General features: G+C 60.5%; 20 protein-coding genes. 3 read left to right on the forward strand and 17 right to left on the reverse strand.

Annotated elements, in window-relative coordinates; genetic code table 11:
- Positions 1–111 precede the first annotated feature (111 nt).
- The gene (gene guaB, locus BBI10_RS16040; RefSeq protein WP_065989989.1) at positions 112–1,581 is read right to left on the reverse strand and encodes an IMP dehydrogenase; all 1,470 of its coding nucleotides are present in this window, start codon (positions 1,579–1,581) and stop codon (positions 112–114) included.
- A 126-nt stretch (positions 1,582–1,707) separates the two neighbouring features.
- A complete protein-coding gene (locus tag BBI10_RS16045) occupies positions 1,708–2,256 on the reverse strand; it encodes a sugar ABC transporter ATPase (protein WP_065989993.1) in 549 nt (182 codons plus the stop codon).
- A 135-nt stretch (positions 2,257–2,391) separates the two neighbouring features.
- On the opposite strand from BBI10_RS16045, the gene xseA reads away from it, so the two are divergent.
- From xseA to leuA, 3 genes are all read left to right on the forward strand, one after another.
- The gene (xseA, locus tag BBI10_RS16050) at positions 2,392–3,771 is read left to right on the forward strand and encodes an exodeoxyribonuclease VII large subunit (RefSeq protein ID WP_065989994.1); all 1,380 of its coding nucleotides are present in this window, start codon (positions 2,392–2,394) and stop codon (positions 3,769–3,771) included.
- A 3-nt stretch (positions 3,772–3,774) separates the two neighbouring features.
- Positions 3,775–4,617: a peptidoglycan DD-metalloendopeptidase family protein gene (locus BBI10_RS16055; RefSeq protein ID WP_065989996.1), complete on the forward strand. Its 843-nt coding sequence runs from the start codon at positions 3,775–3,777 to the stop codon at positions 4,615–4,617.
- 462 nt (positions 4,618–5,079) lie between these two features.
- Positions 5,080–6,762 (forward strand): 2-isopropylmalate synthase, encoded by a 1,683-nt coding sequence (gene leuA / locus BBI10_RS16060; RefSeq protein WP_065989997.1) that lies wholly within the window; start codon positions 5,080–5,082, stop codon positions 6,760–6,762.
- A 76-nt stretch (positions 6,763–6,838) separates the two neighbouring features.
- Here leuA and BBI10_RS16065 read toward each other — a convergent pair whose 3' ends face one another.
- The 15 genes from BBI10_RS16065 to fdx form a co-directional block, all read right to left on the reverse strand.
- Positions 6,839–7,246 (reverse strand): hypothetical protein, encoded by a 408-nt coding sequence (locus tag BBI10_RS16065; protein WP_065989998.1) that lies wholly within the window; start codon positions 7,244–7,246, stop codon positions 6,839–6,841.
- A gap of 125 nt (positions 7,247–7,371) precedes the next feature.
- Positions 7,372–7,812 (reverse strand): hypothetical protein, encoded by a 441-nt coding sequence (locus BBI10_RS16070; protein WP_065989999.1) that lies wholly within the window; start codon positions 7,810–7,812, stop codon positions 7,372–7,374.
- Between the two features lie 58 nt (positions 7,813–7,870).
- Positions 7,871–8,662, reverse strand: coding sequence for an amidohydrolase (locus tag BBI10_RS16075; RefSeq protein ID WP_065990001.1), 792 nt, complete (start codon positions 8,660–8,662; stop codon positions 7,871–7,873).
- The gene (locus BBI10_RS16080; RefSeq protein ID WP_065990002.1) at positions 8,650–9,798 is read right to left on the reverse strand and encodes a pyridoxal phosphate-dependent aminotransferase; all 1,149 of its coding nucleotides are present in this window, start codon (positions 9,796–9,798) and stop codon (positions 8,650–8,652) included. Before BBI10_RS16080 ends, BBI10_RS16075 begins: the two co-directional genes overlap by 13 nt.
- 119 nt (positions 9,799–9,917) lie before the next feature.
- Positions 9,918–11,390: a ribosome biogenesis GTPase Der gene (gene der / locus BBI10_RS16085; RefSeq protein WP_065990003.1), complete on the reverse strand. Its 1,473-nt coding sequence runs from the start codon at positions 11,388–11,390 to the stop codon at positions 9,918–9,920.
- Between the two features lie 149 nt (positions 11,391–11,539).
- Positions 11,540–12,691, reverse strand: coding sequence for an outer membrane protein assembly factor BamB (bamB, locus tag BBI10_RS16090; RefSeq protein WP_065990004.1), 1,152 nt, complete (start codon positions 12,689–12,691; stop codon positions 11,540–11,542).
- Positions 12,684–13,325 (reverse strand): tetratricopeptide repeat protein, encoded by a 642-nt coding sequence (locus tag BBI10_RS16095; RefSeq protein ID WP_065990005.1) that lies wholly within the window; start codon positions 13,323–13,325, stop codon positions 12,684–12,686. The genes bamB and BBI10_RS16095 overlap by 8 nt, the downstream gene beginning before the upstream one ends.
- A gap of 38 nt (positions 13,326–13,363) precedes the next feature.
- Complete coding sequence (hisS, locus tag BBI10_RS16100) at positions 13,364–14,653, reverse strand: histidine--tRNA ligase (RefSeq protein ID WP_065990006.1); 1,290 nt, start codon at positions 14,651–14,653, stop codon at positions 13,364–13,366.
- 21 nt (positions 14,654–14,674) lie between these two features.
- Positions 14,675–15,784, reverse strand: coding sequence for a flavodoxin-dependent (E)-4-hydroxy-3-methylbut-2-enyl-diphosphate synthase (gene ispG, locus BBI10_RS16105; RefSeq protein ID WP_065990008.1), 1,110 nt, complete (start codon positions 15,782–15,784; stop codon positions 14,675–14,677).
- Positions 15,785–15,787: 3 nt separating this feature from the next.
- On the reverse strand, positions 15,788–16,822 hold the full coding sequence (locus tag BBI10_RS16110) for a RodZ domain-containing protein (RefSeq protein ID WP_065990010.1): 1,035 nt from the start codon (positions 16,820–16,822) through the stop codon (positions 15,788–15,790).
- Positions 16,822–17,580, reverse strand: a complete 759-nt coding sequence (gene pilW / locus BBI10_RS16115) for a type IV pilus biogenesis/stability protein PilW (protein WP_065990012.1) — start codon at positions 17,578–17,580, stop codon at positions 16,822–16,824. The genes BBI10_RS16110 and pilW overlap by 1 nt, the downstream gene beginning before the upstream one ends.
- Positions 17,581–17,606: 26 nt before the next feature.
- Entirely contained in the window at positions 17,607–18,755 is a 1,149-nt protein-coding gene (rlmN, locus tag BBI10_RS16120; RefSeq protein WP_065990013.1) for a 23S rRNA (adenine(2503)-C(2))-methyltransferase RlmN, read from the reverse strand.
- A gap of 27 nt (positions 18,756–18,782) precedes the next feature.
- Entirely contained in the window at positions 18,783–19,208 is a 426-nt protein-coding gene (gene ndk, locus BBI10_RS16125) for a nucleoside-diphosphate kinase (protein ID WP_065990015.1), read from the reverse strand.
- A gap of 90 nt (positions 19,209–19,298) precedes the next feature.
- Positions 19,299–19,499, reverse strand: a complete 201-nt coding sequence (iscX, locus tag BBI10_RS16130) for a Fe-S cluster assembly protein IscX (RefSeq protein ID WP_065990017.1) — start codon at positions 19,497–19,499, stop codon at positions 19,299–19,301.
- A 13-nt stretch (positions 19,500–19,512) separates the two neighbouring features.
- Complete coding sequence (gene fdx / locus BBI10_RS16135) at positions 19,513–19,854, reverse strand: ISC system 2Fe-2S type ferredoxin (protein ID WP_065990018.1); 342 nt, start codon at positions 19,852–19,854, stop codon at positions 19,513–19,515.

The raw sequence follows: 19,854 nt of genomic DNA on the forward strand, positions 1-19,854 counted from the left end.
AAGCTTCAAGCTGCAAGGTGTCGGGGGCCGCAGATCCGTAGCGACAGGCCTAGAGGCGGTGCCGCTACAGATCGCTTGTAGCTAGTAACTATCAACTTGTGGCTGGAGGCGTCAGCCGACCCGGTAGTTCGGCGCTTCCTTGGTGATCTGCACGTCGTGAACGTGGGACTCAGCCATGCCGGCACCGGTGATGCGCACGAATTCAGGCTTGGTGCGCATTTCGTGGATGTCGGCGCTGCCGGTGTAACCCATCGAAGAGCGCAGGCCGCCCATCAACTGGTGAACGATGGCAGTCAGCGAACCCTTGTACGCAACGCGGCCTTCGATACCTTCCGGTACGAGTTTTTCCGCGCCGTCGGACGAGTCCTGGAAGTAACGGTCCGACGAGCCTTGAGCCTGGGACATTGCGCCCAGCGAACCCATGCCGCGATAGGCCTTGTACGAACGGCCCTGGAACAGCTCGATCTCGCCCGGTGCTTCTTCAGTACCGGCAAACATCGAACCCATCATCACGCAGTAGGCACCGGCAACGATGGCCTTGGACAGGTCACCCGAGAAACGGATGCCGCCGTCGGCGATCAGCGGAACGTCGGTGCCTTCCAGTGCCGAAGCCACGTTGGCGATGGCGCTGATTTGCGGGACGCCCACGCCAGCGACGATACGGGTGGTGCAGATGGAGCCAGGACCGATGCCGACCTTGACGCCGTCAGCGCCAGCTTCGACCAGTGCGAGTGCAGCGGCGCCGGTGGCGATGTTGCCGCCGATGACCTGCACGTCAGGGAAGTTCTGTTTCACCCAGCGAACGCGGTCGATCACGCCTTTGGAATGGCCGTGGGCGGTGTCGACAACGATGACGTCCACGCCCGCAGCAACCAGTGCGCTGACACGTTCGCCGGTGTCTTTACCGGTGCCGACCGCAGCGCCGACACGCAGGCGACCCTGGTCGTCTTTGCTCGCCAGCGGCCAGGCTTTGGATTTCTCGATGTCCTTGACGGTCATCATGCCCTTGAGCGCGAACTTGTCGTCGACGATCAGGACTTTTTCCAGACGGTGCTTGTGCAGCAGATCGCGCACTTCGTACTTGTCGGCGCCTTCGCGGACGGTGACCAGACGCTCTTTCGGCGTCATCACTTCGCGAACAGGCACATCAAGGCGGGTTTCAAAACGGACGTCGCGGGAGGTCACGATGCCGACGAGCTCGCCGTCATGCAGGACCGGAACGCCGGAGATGTTGTGTTGACGGGTCAGTTCGAACAGATCGCGAACGGTGGCGTCAGCCTCGATGGTGATCGGATCCTTGACCACACCCGCTTCGAACTTCTTGACCTTGCGCACTTCGGCAGCTTGCTGCTCGACGGTCATGTTCTTGTGGATGATGCCGATGCCGCCTTCCTGAGCCATGGCGATTGCCAGACGGGCTTCAGTGACGGTGTCCATAGCGGCGGAAACGAGGGGGATGTTGAGTTCGATGCCACGGGTCAGGCGTGTTTTAAGACTGACTTCGTTGGGAAGCACCTCGGAATAACCGGGCACAAGGAGAATGTCGTCGAATGTAAGGGCTTCTTGGCTGATACGCAGCATCGCTGGGCTCCCGAGCGGGAAAATGGAAGCGCGCCATTGTACCCAGACACCTGCACTATCTCAATGTAAAGATCAGGCTATTTACGCATGAGCCGGATTACGGCGCCCAATGAGAGCAGCGAAGATCTACATCCTGACGTTGACATGGGACACCGGCCGGTCCATTCGCTCGGCAAACGCCTCGACAAAACTGCTTTTGAAGCCGGCATCCAGCCAATTGTTGAAGATGAACCCCAGATTCGAGAACCCGCACGGCTCAAGAAACAGAAACCCGTTGATGTCGTCTTCGTGGCGGCATTCGGGGCACATGAAGTTGTCGGTGTGGCCCGGCATCCAGTCTTCCAGGCTGTCGAACAGGGCTTCGCCGATCTCGCGCCGGCATTCCGGGCAACCGGCCTCCTCCTTGAAGCCCTGCTGCGGCGTATAGATGCAGCGCTTGAGGACGATTTCCAGACCGTTGACCGGTTGACCGAATGGCAAGGCGTCCGGGTTTTCGACGAAGCGTCGCGCGCCCGGGGCAACCGCGTAGGCCATGCGGTTGAAGCTGCGCCCACAGGTGGTCAGCGATTCTTCGACGACGTTCAGCTTCACCAGCCAGCGCAGGATCGCCCGCGCCTTCGCTTCGTGCGCAGGAAAGCTGGAGATTTGCGGGACGATGATGCTTTGGGTGTCCATGACGGGCCTGTCTGACGAGTAATCGGGGGCGGCAGCTTAATCGCGCTGTCGGTGACGTCAAGTATGGCCGTCGGGGCGCGCGCCGTCAGCGATCTCATCTGGTGACCCGTGCCCCAATGCCTTTATGATGCCCCCATGATCAAAGACCCCTTCGCAAGACTCGGCCTTGACCGGGACGTCCTCACTGTCAGCCAGCTCAACGGCCGCGCACGCGTGCTGCTGGAAGATGTGTTTTCCAGCATCTGGGTCGAGGGCGAGATTTCCAACCTCTCGCGTCCGGCCTCCGGGCACGTTTACTTCACGCTGAAGGACTCCGGCGCCCAGGTGCGTTGCGCGTTGTTTCGCAGCAACGCGGCGCGGGTGCGTCAGGCGCTGAAAGATGGCCTGGCGGTCAAGGTACGCGGCAAGGTCTCGCTGTTTGAGGGTCGCGGCGACTATCAGCTGATTCTCGACACCGTAGAGCCTGCTGGCGATGGCGCACTGCGTCTGGCCTTCGACGCACTGAAGGAAAAGCTCAGCGCCGAAGGGATGTTCAGCGCCGAGCGCAAGGTCGCCCTGCCCCTGCACCCCAAGCGCATCGGCATCATCAGCTCCCCGACCGGCGCTGTGATTCGCGACATCATCAGCGTGTTTCGCCGTCGCGCCCCCCAGGTAGAACTCACCCTGATCCCCACCGCTGTGCAGGGCCGCGAGGCCATCGGCCAGATCGTGCGCGCCCTGAAACTTGCTGACGATCGCGGCTTCGATGCGTTGATCCTCGCCCGGGGCGGCGGCTCGCTGGAGGACCTCTGGTGCTTCAACGAAGAGGCCGTGGCCCGGGCCATCGACGCATGCGTGACGCCGATTGTCAGCGCGGTCGGTCACGAAACCGACGTCTCGATCAGTGACTTCGTGGCCGACGTGCGCGCCCCGACGCCCTCCGCCGCCGCAGAACTGCTGGCGCCGGACTCTAGCGATCTGCAACGCCGAGTCGACAGCCTGGAACGCCGACTGATCAGCCGCATGCAGGACCGGCTGATGCGCGAGCAGTTGCGTCTCGACGGTATTTCCCGCCGCCTACGTCACCCCGGCGAGCGCCTGCGCCAGCGCGCCCAGCGCCTCGACGATCTGGACATGCGCATGCGTCGTGCCTTTGAGCAGCAGATGCACAAGCGCCAGGTGCGCATGAGCCATCTGGAAAGCCGCCTGGCCGCGCAACATCCGGGACGCACGCTGATGTTTCTGCGTCAGCGCCTGGCAGTACTGGCCGAGCGCCTGCCCCGCGCGATCAAGGAAAACCTCAAGAGCCGTCGCCTGCAGCTACAAAGTCAGGTGCAGACGCTCAACGTGGTCAGCCCGCTGGCGACCCTGGGCCGTGGTTACAGTATTTTGCTGGATGAACGCGGCAGGGCCATCCGCGCTGCCGAGCAGACGCAACAGGGTCAGCGCCTGACGGCAAAGCTGGCGGATGGCGAGCTGCAAGTGCGCGTTGAAGACAACCATCTGACGCCTGTCACCCTTTCACTTCTGGATTGATCAATGCTCCCTCTTCTATCCCGCTCGTTGGCCACTGCCGCCTTGGTCTTTTGCGCTGCCCTGCCCGCCTACGCTGACAGCTACATTTCCCGTTTGCTCAACAAGCCGGTGCCGGGCGGCGTGGCGGTGGTCGATCTTGGCCCCGCCGCGCAAGCACCCAAGGCCACGTGGCAGGGCAAGCCGGTGCTGGTGGTCAAGGATCAGGACGCCCGCTGGCTGGCCATTGTCGGCATTCCGCTGAGCGTCAAGCCAGGCACGTCGCAGCAGGTCAGCAGCGGCGGCCGTAACCTGCCTTTCGTGGTGGGCAACAAGCAGTACCCGGAGCAGCGGATTACCCTGAAAAACCAGCGCCAGGTCAATCCCAACCCGGACGACCTAAAGCGCATTGAGCAGGAACTCGATGTGCAGGTCCGCGCCTACCGTACGTTCAGTCCCGTGACCCCGAGCAACCTTCTGCTGGACAAACCGGTGGACGGGCCGCTCTCGAGCAAATTCGGCGTGCGACGTTTCTTCAACGGCGAGGAGCGTAATCCTCACGCCGGACTGGACTTCGCGGTTCCGGCCGGTACGCCTATCAAGTCGCCGGCGGCGGGCAAGGTGATTTTGATCGGTAACTACTTCTTCAACGGCAATACGGTGTTCGTCGATCATGGGCAGGGCTTTATCAGCATGTTCTGCCATATGTCGAAGATCGACGTAAAAGTCGGCGATGCCGTGCCGCGTGGTGGCGTGGTCGGGCGTGTGGGTTCGACCGGTCGCGCGACGGGACCGCACATGCACTGGAACGTCAGCCTGAATGACGCGCGGGTGGATCCGGCCATTTTCATCAATGCGTTTCAGCCGTAACGATTTAGAGGGATGAGTAGCTCTGTAGGACCCCTGTAGGACCCGCTTTAGCCGGGAAGGCGTCAGGCGCTGCACTGCAAATCTGATGGCATGCGATCTGGCCCCTTCCCGGCTGAAGCCGGTCCTACCATTGGAACGGCCGGTACGTTCAGACCGAATCGCACCAGCAATTAAATCGCGCACAGCATCAAAATCTCGCAATAGAATCTCAACCTGAAGTTTTTACCGGTTACTTCTCTCAATTTTTCCCAACCGCTTGCCAGCTTTCACCCCATTGGTTACGTTTGGCGACATGAAAACCTCTCACACCCTCATTCTGATGCGTCAACATCGCTGCCTCTGCCTCGTCAGTGCACGACTGCAAAGCTGAACGCGGTGCCTCGACGCTCACCCGCAGTGCTACTCTCGCATCAACCGGCTGGCCGCCTTCTTTCGGCCCTGAGTACAACAAGGATTATTCACATGACCATGCTCAAAGATCCCTCGACCAAGTACCGCGCCTTTCCTGTCATCGACCTGCCTGACCGCACCTGGCCTTCCAAGACCATCACTGCGGCGCCGATCTGGTGCAGTTCCGACTTGCGTGACGGTAACCAGTCGCTGATCGAGCCCATGGATGCGGTCAAAAAGCTGCGTTTCTGGAAGACCCTCGTTCAAGTCGGCGTGAAGGAAATCGAAGCCTCCTTCCCTTCCGCGTCGCAAACCGATTTCGACTTTGTGCGCACGCTCATCGAAGACGGCCACATCCCCGACGACACCACGATTCAGGTGCTGACCCAGGCCCGCGAAGACCTCATCGCACGGACGTTCGAATCCCTGCGCGGCGCCAAAAAAGCCATCGTCCACCTGTACAACGCCACCTGCCCGTCTTTCCGCCGCATCGTCTTCAACCAAGACAAAGCCGGCGTTAAAGCCATCGCCGTGAATGCCGCTCAGCTGTTCGTCAAATACGCCGCCCTGCAGCCAGAAACCCAATGGCAGTTCGAGTACTCGCCTGAAACCTTCAGCGCCACCGAGCTGGAGTTCGCCAAGGAAGTCTGCGACGCCGTGATCGAAGTGTGGAACGCGACGCCGCAGAACAAGGTGATCCTCAATCTGCCGGCAACCGTCGAAGTCGCCACCCCGAACATCTACGCCGACCAGATCGAATGGTTCTGCCGCAACATTTCACGCCGTGACAGCGTGATCATCAGCCTGCATACCCACAACGACCGAGGCACCGGCGTGGCGGCGACCGAGCTGGGCCTGATGGCCGGCGCGGATCGCGTTGAAGGCTGCCTGTTCGGCAACGGCGAGCGCACCGGCAACGTCGACCTGGTGACGGTCGCGCTGAACATGTACACCCAGGGCCTGAATCCACAGTTGGACTTTTCCGACATCGACGGCGTGCGCAAGGTCGTCGAGGAGTGCAACCAGATTCCCGTGCACCCGCGTCACCCGTATGTCGGCGACCTGGTGCATACCGCGTTCTCCGGCTCCCACCAGGATGCGATCCGCAAGGGCCTCACCCAGCAGAAAGAACGCACGATGTGGGAAGTGCCGTACTTGCCAATCGACCCGGCCGACATTGGCCGCAGCTACGAGGCGGTGATCCGCGTCAACAGCCAGTCGGGCAAGGGCGGGATCACTTACCTGCTGGAACAGGAATACGGTATTTCCCTGCCGCGTCGCATGCAGATCGAGTTCAGCCAAGTGGTTCAGGGCGAGACCGATCGACTGGGCCTTGAGATGACCGCTCAGCAGATCTACTCGCTGTTCAAGCGTGAATACCTGCAGGCCAACAAGCCGTACGCGCTGGTCAGCCATCGTCTGCAAGAAGAAAACGGCAACAGCGCAGTCGAAGTGGTCGTGACCGGAATGAGCGACAGCGAAAGCAATCTGCGCTGGAAAGGCACCGGCAACGGCGCCCTGGAAGCGCTGGTTGCTGGTCTCCCGGTGTCAGCCGAGATCATGGACTACAACGAACACGCCATCGGCGCAGGCACCACGGCCAAGGCCGCCGCTTACATCGAGTTGCGTGTGAACGGTGACCGGGCGGTGCATGGCGTCGGCATCGACGAAAACATCACCACGGCCAGCTTCAAGGCGCTGTTTAGCGCTCTCAATCGTGGCTTGCTGCAGGCTGAAGCGACAAAAGCGGCATAACTGCCGGCAATCATTCCTACGATAAAAAAGGCCCTGAAGTGCAAGCTTCAGGGCCTTTTGTTTGAGCGCCGGATTATCAGGCCGTGGTGTCGACTTTGACTTTCATCAAGTTCAACAGGGACGCCTGCAATGCGCCCAGCTGCGCCATGGTCCCGGAAATCTGCTGCTGGATCGCCATGACCTGCGTGGCCTTCAATTCATCGGGTGTCTTGCTGCCCTGGATCGCGGCCAACTGAGCCTGCTGCTGCTGGAGCATTTTCTGGGTTTGCTGAATCTGCTCCTGCAACTGCTTGATCATCTCCTCCTTCATGCTCGGCGCGTCGCCTGACTCACTGGCGCCGGCCGCCTTGGAGTCGCCATACACATTGCCACGCAGCTCGACGCTGGCGGTCTTGGCATCGCTCTTGGTGGAGTCGTCAGTTTTGACGGCAGCCGTGAACACGCTGGAGTAAGCGCCCAACGAACTGGTGTTGATGGTGGTCATGATGAACTCCTTATGAGGTGCACTTTGTATCGGCCAGCGTACAAACATCTGAAGTCGGATTTATTGCAGACGCAAATACGCCCCACGACCGAGGTCATGGAGCGGTTTATGTTTGAATCAGTGAATCAGGCGGTGGTGTTGATGCTGCCGGAATTCTGCAGTTGTAGAAGCGCCGCCTGCTCCGTGGACAGGCTGGCCGTCGTCGACGAGATCTGCCCTTGAATGGCCATCACCCTTGCCGATTTCTCCTCATCGGAACCCGAACTTGCCTGAGCGGCAGCGAGTTGCTGTTGCTGCTCCTGCAGGCGCTTCTGGGTTTCCTTGATCTGCTCTTCCAGCTTCTCGATGGCCTGCTCGCTGGTGCTGGAAGAATCAGACGCGCCGCCTGCCCCACCGGCACCGCCAGCGCCACCCGCTGCAGTCGTTGTCGTCGATGCAGACACCGAAGTGGCATCTGTCGTGGTGGAGGTGTCGCTGTCTGCCGCCGTCGTCGTGGCGTCTTTCTTGACCGCCACGGTGAAGCTGGTGGAATACGAACTCAATGAGGATGTGCTGATGGTGGTCATACCGATCTCCTGTCTGGGTACAACCGCTATCGACCACTCGCCCACTAACTCTATGACGTTACTGTATCTCGAATGTATCAGCGTCGAGACAGGCCGGGAATTTCTCGCGGTAGGCCGCCAGGCTCTGCGCTGACAGGCTGACCTGAAACACCCCGTCCGCCTCGCCGATGTTGAGCAGGCTCTCGCCCTGAAAATCCAGCACCTGGCTGTCGCCCGTGTAGGCGAAGCCCTTGCCATCAATCCCCACACGATTCACCGCAGCGACGTAACACAGGTTCTCGATGGCGCGCGCCGGCAGCAAGCGGTTCCAGTGCAGACGGCGAGCACCCGGCCAGTTGGCGGTATAGAGCAGCAGATCGGTGTTGTGGGCGTCACGGCTCCACACCGGAAAACGCAGGTCGTAGCAGATCAGCGGACGAATCCGCCAGCCCTTGAGCTCGAACTGCACCTGGCGCTCGCCCGGACTGTAATGCTCGTGCTCGCCGGCCATCCGGAACAGATGGCGCTTGTCGTAATGCAGCAGCTCGCCGTCCGGCCGCGCCCACAGCAAGCGATTGCGATGGCTGCCGTCAGCAGCGCGAATGATCACGCTGCCGGTCACCACGGCATCCAGTTGCCTGGCCTGCGCCAGTATCCACTGGGCAGTCGGGCCGTCTTCAGGTTCGGCCTGAGTTTCGGACGCCATGGTAAAGCCAGTGGTGAACATCTCCGGCAGGATCACCAGATCCGCGCCTTTGGCCTGGGCCAGCAGCTCTTCGAAGTGGGCGTGGTTCGCCGGGGCGTCGTGCCAGACCAACGTGGTCTGAACCAACGCGATATTCAGATTGGGCAGCGTACTCAGATCGCGCATAGCTTCTCCGCCGCCAGACGCAGCGTCTCCTCACGCTTGGGGAAGCACAGCCGGATCAGGCGTTGGCCTTCGGGCGGATTCTGATAGAAAACCGAAATCGGAATGCTCGCCACGCCATGCTCGCGTGTCATCCACAGCGACATGTCGACGTCATTGAGGTCCGGGCGGATCTGCGAATAATCGACGAGCTGAAAGTACGTGCCGCTGGCGCGCGTGAAGGTGAAACGCGAGGCTTCCAGGCGATCACAGAAATAGTCGCGTTTGGCCTGATAGAACGCCGGCAGTTCCTCGACGTGTTCGGGGTGCGCTGCCATGAAATCGGCCAGCGCCCATTGAAGCGGTGTGACGCCGCAGAACGCAACGAACTGATGGATTTTCCGTGCCTCGGCGGTCAGTGCCGGGGGCGCAACGAGATAGCCTGTTTTCCAGCCCGTGACGTGGTAGGTCTTGCCGAACGAACTGACCACAAAGGCGCGCTGGTAGAGTTCGTCATGGGCCAGCACGCTGGCGTGCTGCAGGCCGTCAAACACCAGATGCTCGTAGACCTCGTCGCTGAGCACGTAAATGTCCCGGTCTCGGATCAACGCCGCCAGGCGATCCAGTTCGTCGCGGGTGATCAACGCGCCGCTCGGGTTGTGCGGCGTGTTGATGACGATCATTCGGGTGCGAGGGCTCAACGCGGCGCTGAGTTTTTCCCAGTCGATGGCGAAGTCGCCATCCTTGAGCTGCACATGCACTGTGCGCCCGCCGGCCAGTTCTACCGAAGGGGCATAACTGTCGTAGCACGGGTCGAAGACGATGACTTCATCGCCGGCGCTCACAACAGTTTGGATGGCGCAGAAAATGGCATGGGTGGCGCCGGGGGTGATGGTGATTTCGCTGTCGACGCCGACCTGACGGCCGTAGCACCGCGCAATCTTCGCGGCGACTTGCTCGCGCAGCGCCGGCAGGCCGGCCATCGGCGCGTATTGATTGTTGCCGTCCATGACGCGGCGGCAAAGGGCTTCACGCAATGCGTCGGGCCCATCGAAATCGGGAAAACCCTGAGACAGATTGATCGCCCCGGTTTCGGCGGCAAGCTGAGACATCACAGTAAAAATGGTGGTGCCAACGTTCGGCAGTTTGCTGGTGATCATGGGGGTTTTCCTGCTCCACTCCCGACACCTGAAGGGCGCGGGGACCCGCAGGATAGCCCAGATGTCGCGCACAAAAAAAGGCGCCACTGGCGCCTTTTCCGAGAAAGACCTCTACACGATCAGCGCTTGTCGCGGCGCTTCTTGTCGGCCTTCTTGTGGTGCGACATCATCCGACGCTTCTTGTTGACCTGGCGGTCGGTCAGCGTGTTCTTGTTGCCTTCATACGGGTTCTCGCCGCCCTTGAACTCGATGCGGATCGGCGTACCGACCAGCTTGAGCACGCGGCGATAGGTGTTCTCGAGATACCGGACGTACGACTTCGGCACTTTCTCGACCTGGTTGCCGTGGATCACGATCAACGGCGGGTTTGCGCCACCCAAGTGAGCGTAACGCAGCTTGATGCGGCGGCTGCCCACCATCGGCGGTGCGTGCTCGCTGACTGCGTCTTCCAGAATCTGGGTCAAACGGCTGGTCGGCCAACGGGTCACAGCGGATTTGAACGAGTTCTGCACCGACTGATACAGGTTACCCACGCCGGTGCCGTGCAGCGCCGAGATGAAGTGGATGTCGGCGAAGTCGACGAAGAACAACCGGCGCTCCAGCTCAACCTTCACGTAGTCGCGCTCGCTCGGCACCATGCCATCCCACTTGTTCAGCGCGATGACCAGGGCCCGACCGGATTCAAGGGCAAAGCCCAGCAGGTTGAGGTCGTGGTCGACGACGCCTTCGCGGGCGTCCATCACGAAGATCACCACGTTGGCGTCTTTGATTGCCTGCAGGGTTTTCACCACGGAGAACTTTTCGACTTCTTCGTGGATCTTGCCGCGCTTGCGGACACCGGCGGTGTCGATCAGCGTGTACTTTTCTTCGTTGCGTTCGAACGGGATGTAAATGCTGTCGCGGGTAGTGCCCGGCTCGTCGTAGACGATGACCCGGTCTTCACCGAGCATCCGGTTGACCAGCGTCGACTTGCCGACGTTAGGGCGGCCGATGATCGCGATCTTGATGCCGTCCTTCTCACTCGGGCCGGGAATGCGCTTGGCTTCCTGACCTTCGGCGACGACTTCCTCTTCTTCGCCTTCTTCGACTTCGTCAGCGTCTTTCGGGAAATCGCGCAGGGCGATCTCGAGCATCTGCGTGATGCCTCGACCGTGAGCGCCGGCGACCGGAATCGCGTCACCCATGCCCAGCGGTGCGAACTCGGCGCGGGCCATGTCAGGGTCGATGTTGTCGACCTTGTTGGCGACGACGTAGGACGTCTTGTTGCGCTTGCGCAGGTGCTCGCCAATCATCTGGTCGGCGGCCGTGAAGCCTGCTTTGGCGTCAACGAGGAACAACACGACATCGGCCTCTTCGATGGCCAGCAGCGACTGCTCGGCCATTTTTTCGTCCATGCCGTGTTCGTCACCGGAGATACCGCCGGTGTCGATCAGGATGTAGGAGCGCCCTTGCCACTTGGCCTCACCGTATTGGCGATCACGGGTCAGACCGGACAAGTCGCCGACGATGGCGTCACGAGTCCTGGTCAGGCGGTTGAACAAGGTGGACTTGCCGACGTTCGGTCGACCCACCAGGGCGATTACGGGAACCATGCGGCTCTCCACTTCGTTATTTCAGAAAATACAAAAGCCGCTGCAAGGCAGCGGCCGGAGTTCGGAGCGACGCCGAAGCGCCGCAGGCCCCATGGAAGCGGGGCCGCCTGAAGAAGCCGATACTCGACCGCCTCAAGCATAGACAGCCACTACTTGATCGTCAGCGCTTCCAGCTTGCCGCTGTTGCCGAAGACGTAAATGGTGCTGCCGGAGACCAGCGGGCGAGCACGCAGGCCATCGCTGTCGATCTTTTCACGGGCGACGAAATGGCCATCGACCTGGCTCAGCAGGTGCAGATAGCCTTCCATGTCACCGACCGCGACGTAGCTGGAGAACACTTCCGGCGCGCCGAGTTGGCGACGGGCCAGCGAGTCGTTGCTCCACAGACCGGTGGAAGAGCGCTCATCGATGCCTTCCACGGTGCCGTTGGCAAGCGAAACGTAAACGCTGCCGAAGCCCTGCGCCACACCCGAATAACTCGAGGCATCACGCTGCCACAGCACACGACCGCTCTGCAGTTCCAGGCCGGCTACGCGGCCCTGATAGGTCGCGACATACAGCGTGTTGCCGGAAAGCAGCAAACCGCCGTCGATGTCGACCACGCGATCCAGCTCGGAACGACCTGTCGGAACGGCAACGCGCTGCTCCCAGGCCGGGACGCCGTTGTTGATGTCCAGCGCCACAACCTTGCCGGTCGACAGCCCAGCGATGGCCAACGAACTGGTGGCAATCGGTGCGCCGGTGCCCCGCAATGTCAGAACCGCAGGACTGCTCTCGTAGATCCAGCGCTGATCACCAGTGATGGCGTCATAACCGATAACCCGGTCATCCTGAGTCTGGGCAACCACGACACTGCCGTTGGTGGCCGGAGCGGACAGCACTTCGCTGGTCGCCTTGGCTTTCCACTTCTGCTCGCCAGTGGCTTCGTCGAGGACGATGACTTCGCCGCGCAACGTGCCCAGCATGACCAGACCGAAACCTACGCCGACGGCGCCGGATACCGGTTGCTCAAGCTCTTTTTTCCAGACCACGTCGCCGTTGCTGCGGTTGATCGCCATGACCAGGCCGTTCGCATCGGCAGCGTAGATGTTCTCGCCGTCGATGGCCGGAACCAGCATGTTGTAGATGTCGCCCTGACCGTCACCGACGGAACGGCTCCACAACTTCTGCAGGGTCACTTCTTGCTTGAAGTCGACGAGTTCTGCCGGTGGCAGCTCTTTTTTGCTGTTGCTGCTGCAACCCGCGGCCAGAATGGCCAGAGCCAGCAATGCTGCATGTTTCCAACGAATCACGTCACGCATCCCCTTTCGCCAGATCGTCGAGCTTCATTTGCAGACCGCCAACAGCCGCTTCTTCGGAAAGCGCCGCCTTGGCCTTTTTGTATGCAGCATAAGCGTCATCGGTGCGACCCAGCTGAACCAGCAGGTCGCCACGCAGCTCTTCACGGCTGGCCGCGAAAGACTGGTCGGCCTGACCGTCGAGCAGCTTCAGCGCGTCTTCGGCCTTGTTCTGTGCAGCGAGGACACGAGCCAGACGCTGACGGGCGATTTCACCCAGGGTCGCGTTGGCCGGCTTGTCGGTCACGGATTTCAGCTCGTTCGCAGCGTCATCCAGCTTGCCGGTGTCCACAGCCACTTTGGCCACGAACAGGCTGCCGTACTGAGCGTATGCAGTGCCGCCAAATTCGCTCTTCAGCTTGCCGGCGATCTCGGCAACACGGCCTGCATCAGCCTGGCCGCTTGGCGTCAGTGCGGTTTCCAGCAATTGCTGGTACAGCGCCGAACCACCCTGCGCCTGGTTGTTCTGATAGCGCTGCCAGCCTTGCCAGCCCAACACCACGATCACCGCGAGCAGGCCGCCGGTCAGCAGAGGCTTGCCGTTACGCTGCCACCAGTCCTTTACGGCAACCAGCTCATCATCATCGGTACTCGACACCCCAATACTCCTATTCGCTAAATCGGCTTTTATCTGCTTCAACCCTGCGAAATGCAGGTGGCCAGGTGCTCGGACAGAGCATCCCAGGCAATATTTTGTTGTTCGCCCTGACCACGCAGCGGCTTGACGCCCACTTCCTTGCGCGCCAGCTCTTCGTCGCCAAGGATCAGCGCGTACAGCGCACCGCTCTTGTCGGCCTTCTTGAACTGGCTCTTGAAGCTGCCAGCCCCGGCATTGACTTGCAGACGCAGATTTGGCGCCTGATCGCGCAAGCGCTCGGACAGGGTCAGCGCTGCCAGCTCGCCGGCCTCGCCGAATGCGCAAACGTAAACGTCGACCGTACGGGCGATCTCTTCGGGAATCTGCTCGAGGGTTTCCAGCAGCAGCACCAGACGTTCGATGCCCATGGCAAAGCCTACGCCTGACGTCGGTTTGCCGCCCATCTGCTCGACCAGACCGTCGTAACGGCCACCCGCGCAGACAGTCCCCTGAGCGCCGAGCTGGTCAGTGACCCACTCGAATACGGTTTTGCTGTAGTAATCCAGGCCACGGACCAGCTTCGGGTTGATCACGTACGGAATGCCCGCCGCGTCGAGACGCGCCTTCAGGCCTTCGAAGTGAACCCGGGATTCGTCGTCCAGGTAATCTGCCAGCTTGGGTGCATCAACCAGCACCGCCTGGGTTTCAGGGTGTTTGGTATCAAGCACGCGCAGCGGATTGCTCTTCAGACGGCGCTGACTGTCTTCGTCCAGTTGCTCGTGACGCGCCGAGAGATACTCGACCAGCGCTTCACGATAACGGCCGCGGGCTTCACTGGTGCCCAGGCTGTTGAGTTCCAGTTTGACGGCATTGCGAATACCCAGCAGGCCCCACAGACGCCAGGTCAGGACGATCAGCTCGGCGTCGATGTCCGGACCATCAAGGTTGAACACCTCGACACCGATCTGGTGAAACTGACGATAACGGCCTTTTTGCGGACGCTCGTGGCGAAACATCGGGCCGATGTACCAGAGTTTCTGCACCTGACCGCCACCGGTGATGCCGTGCTCGAGAACCGCGCGTACGCAGGCCGCCGTGCCTTCAGGGCGCAGGGTCAGCGAATCGCCATTGCGGTCAGCGAAGGTGTACATCTCTTTCTCGACGATGTCCGTGACTTCGCCGATGGAGCGTTTGAACAGGTCGGTGAACTCGACGATCGGCATGCGGATCTGGCGATAACCGTAGTTATCCAGCAAACGCGAGACCGTGCCCTCGAAGTAGCGCCACAGCGGCGTCTGATCCGGCAGGATGTCGTTCATGCCACGAATGGCTTGCAGAGACTTACTCACAAATATTCCTTGGAAACTGGGTTAGCCGCGCGCGATCAGCGCTGCGTCGGCCTCGACCTTTTCGGCCGCTCTCTGACGGATCAAGCGTTCAAGCTGTTCCACCAGATTGTCATTTGTCAGCTTTTGCGCAGGCTTGCCATCGATGTAGATCAGGTTCGGCGTGCCTCCGGTCAGACCGACATGGGCTTCTTTCGCCTCGCCGGGACCGTTCACCACGCAACCGATTACCGCGACGTCCAGCGGGACCAGCAAATCTTCAAGGCGCCCTTCCAGCTCGTTCATGGTTTTAACCACATCGAAATTCTGCCGCGAGCAACTCGGGCAGGCGATGAAGTTGATGCCACGGGAACGCAGGCGCAGCGACTTGAGGATGTCGTAACCGACCTTCACTTCTTCAACAGGATCGGCAGCCAGGGAAATCCGAATGGTATCGCCGATCCCTTCGGCGAGCAGCATACCTAGGCCGACGGCCGATTTCACTGTGCCTGAGCGCAAACCGCCCGCTTCAGTGATGCCCAGGTGCAACGGCTGGATGATTTGTTTGGCAAGGAGGCGATACGCCTCGACCGCCATGAACACATCTGAGGCCTTGACGCTGACCTTGAAGTCCTGGAAATCCAGACGGTCCAGATGCTCGACGTGCCGCAGCGCGGACTCGACCAGGGCAGCGGGCGTTGGCTCGCCGTACTTCTTCTGCAGGTCTTTTTCCAGCGAACCGGCATTGACGCCGATGCGGATCGGAATGCCGCGATCACGGGCCGCCTCGACCACCGCGCGGACGCGGTCTTCACGGCCGATGTTGCCCGGGTTGATCCGCAGGCAATCGACGCCCAACTCGGCCACGCGCAGGGCGATTCGATAATCGAAATGAATGTCAGCGACCAGCGGGACCTTGACCAACTGCTTGATGCGGCCGAAGGCCTCGGCAGCGTCCATGTCCGGCACCGAGACGCGAACGATGTCCACGCCGGCGGCTTCCAGACGGTTGATCTGTGCCACGGTAGCCGCGACGTCATTGGTGTCGCTGTTGGTCATGCTCTGCACTGCGATCGGGGCATCGCCACCGACCGGCACCGAGCCGACCCAGATTTTACGAGATTCGCGACGTTTGATCGGAGATTCGCCGTGCATGACTTATTGCCCTAGCTTCAGGCGAGCAGTTTCGCCACTGGTGAAAGGTGCCACATCAACCGGCTGACCGTTGTAGCTCACTTGCGCGCCGCGAGCAAAGCCCAGGCGCAGGGTCAGCGGCGGCTTGCCATTGACGTCGAGGCTGTCGCCTTTTTTCTTGAGTCCGCTCATCAGCACTTTGCCGTTGCCATCGGTGACCTGGGTCCAGCAATCGTTGACAAACTGAACCTGAACGCGGCCGGCACCTGCCGGTACGGGCGCTGCGTCAGCCGCTGCACTCGTTGCGGTATTGACGGGTGCGGTGGTCGAAGGCGTTGGCGCCACGGTGGTGACCGGCGCGGTTGGGGTCGACGTGGTATGTGCAGGTGCTACCGGCGCGGTAGTCGATGTGCTGTGTGGAACAGCAGCGCCTGTGACCGTGCCCGTGTTGGTGGATGCACTGCTGGATGCAGCAGGGGCTTCAGGCGCGGACGCAGGCTCGGCGTTGTTCAACGGCAACGCGGTCTGGCCTTGAGCGACAGCTTGATCTTCCGGCTCGTCGAGCGGATGGATCTGGGTGGTGCCGTCGGCGCTTTCGACTTCGACATGCTCCATGCCCAGATTGGTCGGTTCCTTGCCGCGCAGCGTCGCTTGATCCTGCCACCACACGAAGCCGCCGCCGATCAATGCGATGAGCAGCAAAAGGCTGACGATGCGCAGAATATTGTGAGACAGGCGTACGGGCTCTTCGATTCGGCCCAGCGCATGAACGCTGCTGCCCTTGCCGTCGGTGCCCGTGTACTGATCGAACGCATTGACCAATGCAGCTTGATCAAGGTCAAGCAGCTTGGCGTACGCGCGGACATAGCCGCGGGCGAAGGTATGGCCGGGGAGCTTGTCGAAATCGCCCGCTTCCAGATGAGTCAGGGAAGTCACGGTGAGGTTGAGCCTCAACGCCACATCTGGCAGCGACCAGTTCTTGCTCTCGCGGGCCTGTCGCAATGTTTCGCCTGGGTTCGTGCGAGTGGCTGCTACAACTTCGGGATGCGCCGCTTTCATCATTGCTCCGACAGGTATTGCTGATATTCCGGCGTACCGGGATAGAGTCTTTTTAGAAGCAGCCCATAGCTGGCTGCCTTGTTGCGATCATCAAACACCTTCGCCAGCCGCGTGCCGAGCAACAGGCTCCGCGCATTCTGCTCGCTCAACTGGCTGAAACGCTCGTAGTAATCGCGTGCCGGCACATAATGCCTGTCTTCGTACGACAACTCAGCCATTTCCAGCAACGCGCGTGGCTGCTGACGATCGAGGCGCAGGGCTTTGTCGAAATGCTCACGGGCGGTGTCGCGATCCCCAAGCATCACAGCCGTCATGCCGAGGTTTTCGAACACTCGGGCGCGCTCGGCGTAGAGATTATCCTCGGCGGCCTGCTCGAAGCGCTCGTAGGCTTCCTTGTAACGTTTCTGCTGGTAAAGAAAGCTGCCGTAATTGTTGAGGATTCGCGCGTCTTTGGAACGTGCCGACAACGCTTTTTCGTAATACTGGTTCGCCAGTTCCGGTTCCATCTCGGCCTGGAACACCAGCGCCAGCGCAGCATTGGCATCCGCATCAGAGCCGTTCAGCTCAAGCGCTTTTTTCAGAGGCGCCTTCGCACGCTCCATCTGGCCTTGCTGAAGATAGCCCAAACCCAATTGCACGTAAGCCTGACGAGCTTCCTCACGCCCCTTGCTGGTACTCAGCGGATCGACGTTGCCGGTAGACACACAACCGACCAGCAGCGTGGCAAAACAGAGCAGCAGCGCAACGCGCAGGGACATAGAGATCCTCTCAGTCAAATTCGCATTCAATTGCGAGCGGAAGCGACCTGCACCACGTCGGCATCGGCACTGAGCTCCCGCACAGCGATATAGCGCTCGCTGCGACGGGTGCGGTCCATGACCTGCCCGACCAACTGGCCGCAGGCAGCATCGATGTCCTCACCGCGCGTGGTACGCACGGTGACGTTGAAGCCGGCTTGATGCAGCAGATCCTGGAAACGACGGATTGCGTTGTTGCTGGGGCGTTCGTAGCCCGAATGCGGAAACGGGTTGAACGGGATCAGGTTGACCTTGCACGGCGTGTCCTTGAGCAGCTCGATCATCTCGATCGCGTGCTCAGGCCTGTCGTTGATGTCCTTGAGCAGCGTGTACTCGATGGTCAGCACGCGCTTTTCGCCCAGCGCAGCCATGTAGTTGCGGCAGGACTCGAGGAGCATCTTCAGAGGGTATTTTTTATTGATCGGCACCAGCTGGTTTCGCAGCGCGTCATTGGGCGCGTGCAACGAAAGGGCCAGCGAAACGTCGATGTGCTTGGACAGCTCATCGATCATTGGCACCACGCCGGAGGTGGACAGCGTCACGCGGCGCTTGGAAATGCCATACCCCAGGTCATCCATCATCAGATGCATGGCGGCAATGACATTGTCGAAGTTCAGCAATGGCTCGCCCATCCCCATCATCACCACGTTGGTGATGGCGCGGTCGACGGTAGCCGGGACACTGCCGAAAGATTTGTTGGCAATCCACACCTGGCCAATGACTTCGGCGGCGGTGAGGTTGCTGTTGAAGCCTTGTTTGCCGGTGGAGCAGAAACTGCAGTCCAGCGCACAGCCCGCCTGCGACGAGACACACAGCGTGCCGCGTTTGCCTTGCGGAATATAGACGGTCTCGACGCAGCTGCCGGACTCGACACGGACGACCCATTTACGGGTGCCGTCGGTGGAGATGTCCTCGCTGACGACTTCAGGACCGCGAATTTCGGCACGGCTCTGCAGCTTTTCGCGCAGGGCCTTGCCGACATTCGTCATGGCGTCGAAGTTATCGACGCCAAAGTGGTGAATCCACTTCATGACCTGACCGGCACGGAAGCGTTTCTCCCCGATAGACTCGAAGAATTTTTCCATTTCCAGCCGGGTCAGACCCAACAGGTTGATTTTGCCAGTTGATTCAGTCATGGATTCACCCTCACTCGCAGCAATAGCTTAGCGAGTGGTTACCTCGGTAGCAGCGAAGAAGTACGAGATTTCACGAGCAGCAGCGGCTTCGGAGTCGGAGCCGTGAACAGCGTTGGCGTCGATGGAATCAGCGAAGTCAGCGCGGATGGTGCCGGAAGCAGCTTCTTTAGGGTTGGTAGCGCCCATCAGCTCGCGGTTCAGAGCGATAGCGTTTTCGCCTTCCAGAACCTGCACGACAACCGGTCCGGAGATCATGAATGCAACCAGATCACCGAAGAAACCACGGGCGCTGTGCTCAGCGTAGAAACCTTCTGCTTCGGTCTTGGACAGTTGCTTCAGTTTCGAAGCGACAACGCGCAGACCGGCTTTTTCGAAACGGGTGGTGATTTCGCCGATGACGTTTTTGGCAACAGCATCAGGCTTGATGATCGAGAAAGTACGTTGAACAGCCATGGTGTAACTCCAGAAGCAGTGATTATTGCGAAAAATTAAACCCGCGAATTATACGCGGGTTTGATGTTATTGCCTAACGTGCAAATCTGATCAGTCGATTTCGCCGGCCCAGAGCGTCTGGACCGCCTCGAGCACTTTCTCGCCGACGCGGCCAGAGGTGTCGTCGAAATTCGGGAGCTGCTTGATCATCAGTTGCAGCTTGGTGAACCCTACCGAATAAGGGTCAACGCCGGGGTGAGCCTCGGCGAGTTCTTCAGCGATGCGTTGTACGTCATTCCAACCGTAACTCATGACAGCTTCTCGATCAGTGCGGCGCTTCGGCAGCGTGGTTAAGCGAATATTTCGGAATCTCGACGGTCAGGTCTTCGGTGCCGACCTTAGCCTGGCAGGCCAGACGGGACTGCGCTTCCAGCCCCCACGCACGGTCAAGATAGTCCTCTTCCAGCTCGTCCGCTTCTTCGAGGGAGTTGAAGCCCGCACGAATGATGCAGTGGCAGGTGGTGCAAGCGCAGACGCCACCGCATGCGCTTTCGATCTCGATGTGGTGGTCGTGGGCGAGTTCCAGAATCGACTTGCCGACTTCGGCCTCGACAACCATCCCGTCCGGGCAATGCTCGGCGTGTGGCAGAAATGTAACCTGCGGCAT

It is taken from the genome of Pseudomonas graminis (assembly GCF_001705435.1).
Lineage (GTDB): Bacteria > Pseudomonadota > Gammaproteobacteria > Pseudomonadales > Pseudomonadaceae > Aquipseudomonas > Aquipseudomonas graminis_B.

Excerpts from the sequence above, each read along its gene's own strand:
- rlmN (WP_065990013.1), bottom strand. The coding sequence starts at position 18,755 with ATGACTGAATCAACTGGCAAAATCAACCTGTTGGGTCTGACCCGGCTG.
- xseA (WP_065989994.1), top strand. The coding sequence starts at position 2,392 with ATGATCAAAGACCCCTTCGCAAGACTCGGCCTTGACCGGGACGTCCTC.
- iscX (WP_065990017.1), bottom strand. The coding sequence starts at position 19,499 with ATGAGTTACGGTTGGAATGACGTACAACGCATCGCTGAAGAACTCGCC.
- der (WP_065990003.1), bottom strand. The coding sequence starts at position 11,390 with ATGGTTCCCGTAATCGCCCTGGTGGGTCGACCGAACGTCGGCAAGTCC.
- BBI10_RS16110 (WP_065990010.1), bottom strand. The coding sequence starts at position 16,822 with ATGAAAGCGGCGCATCCCGAAGTTGTAGCAGCCACTCGCACGAACCCA.
- ndk (WP_065990015.1), bottom strand. The coding sequence starts at position 19,208 with ATGGCTGTTCAACGTACTTTCTCGATCATCAAGCCTGATGCTGTTGCC.
- bamB (WP_065990004.1), bottom strand. The coding sequence starts at position 12,691 with ATGCGTGACGTGATTCGTTGGAAACATGCAGCATTGCTGGCTCTGGCC.
- ispG (WP_065990008.1), bottom strand. The coding sequence starts at position 15,784 with ATGCACGGCGAATCTCCGATCAAACGTCGCGAATCTCGTAAAATCTGG.
- leuA (WP_065989997.1), top strand. The coding sequence starts at position 5,080 with ATGACCATGCTCAAAGATCCCTCGACCAAGTACCGCGCCTTTCCTGTC.
- BBI10_RS16065 (WP_065989998.1), bottom strand. The coding sequence starts at position 7,246 with ATGACCACCATCAACACCAGTTCGTTGGGCGCTTACTCCAGCGTGTTC.
- BBI10_RS16070 (WP_065989999.1), bottom strand. The coding sequence starts at position 7,812 with ATGACCACCATCAGCACATCCTCATTGAGTTCGTATTCCACCAGCTTC.
- BBI10_RS16055 (WP_065989996.1), top strand. The coding sequence starts at position 3,775 with ATGCTCCCTCTTCTATCCCGCTCGTTGGCCACTGCCGCCTTGGTCTTT.
- pilW (WP_065990012.1), bottom strand. The coding sequence starts at position 17,580 with ATGTCCCTGCGCGTTGCGCTGCTGCTCTGTTTTGCCACGCTGCTGGTC.
- fdx (WP_065990018.1), bottom strand. The coding sequence starts at position 19,854 with ATGCCGCAGGTTACATTTCTGCCACACGCCGAGCATTGCCCGGACGGG.
- BBI10_RS16075 (WP_065990001.1), bottom strand. The coding sequence starts at position 8,662 with ATGCGCGATCTGAGTACGCTGCCCAATCTGAATATCGCGTTGGTTCAG.
- BBI10_RS16080 (WP_065990002.1), bottom strand. The coding sequence starts at position 9,798 with ATGATCACCAGCAAACTGCCGAACGTTGGCACCACCATTTTTACTGTG.
- BBI10_RS16045 (WP_065989993.1), bottom strand. The coding sequence starts at position 2,256 with ATGGACACCCAAAGCATCATCGTCCCGCAAATCTCCAGCTTTCCTGCG.
- guaB (WP_065989989.1), bottom strand. The coding sequence starts at position 1,581 with ATGCTGCGTATCAGCCAAGAAGCCCTTACATTCGACGACATTCTCCTT.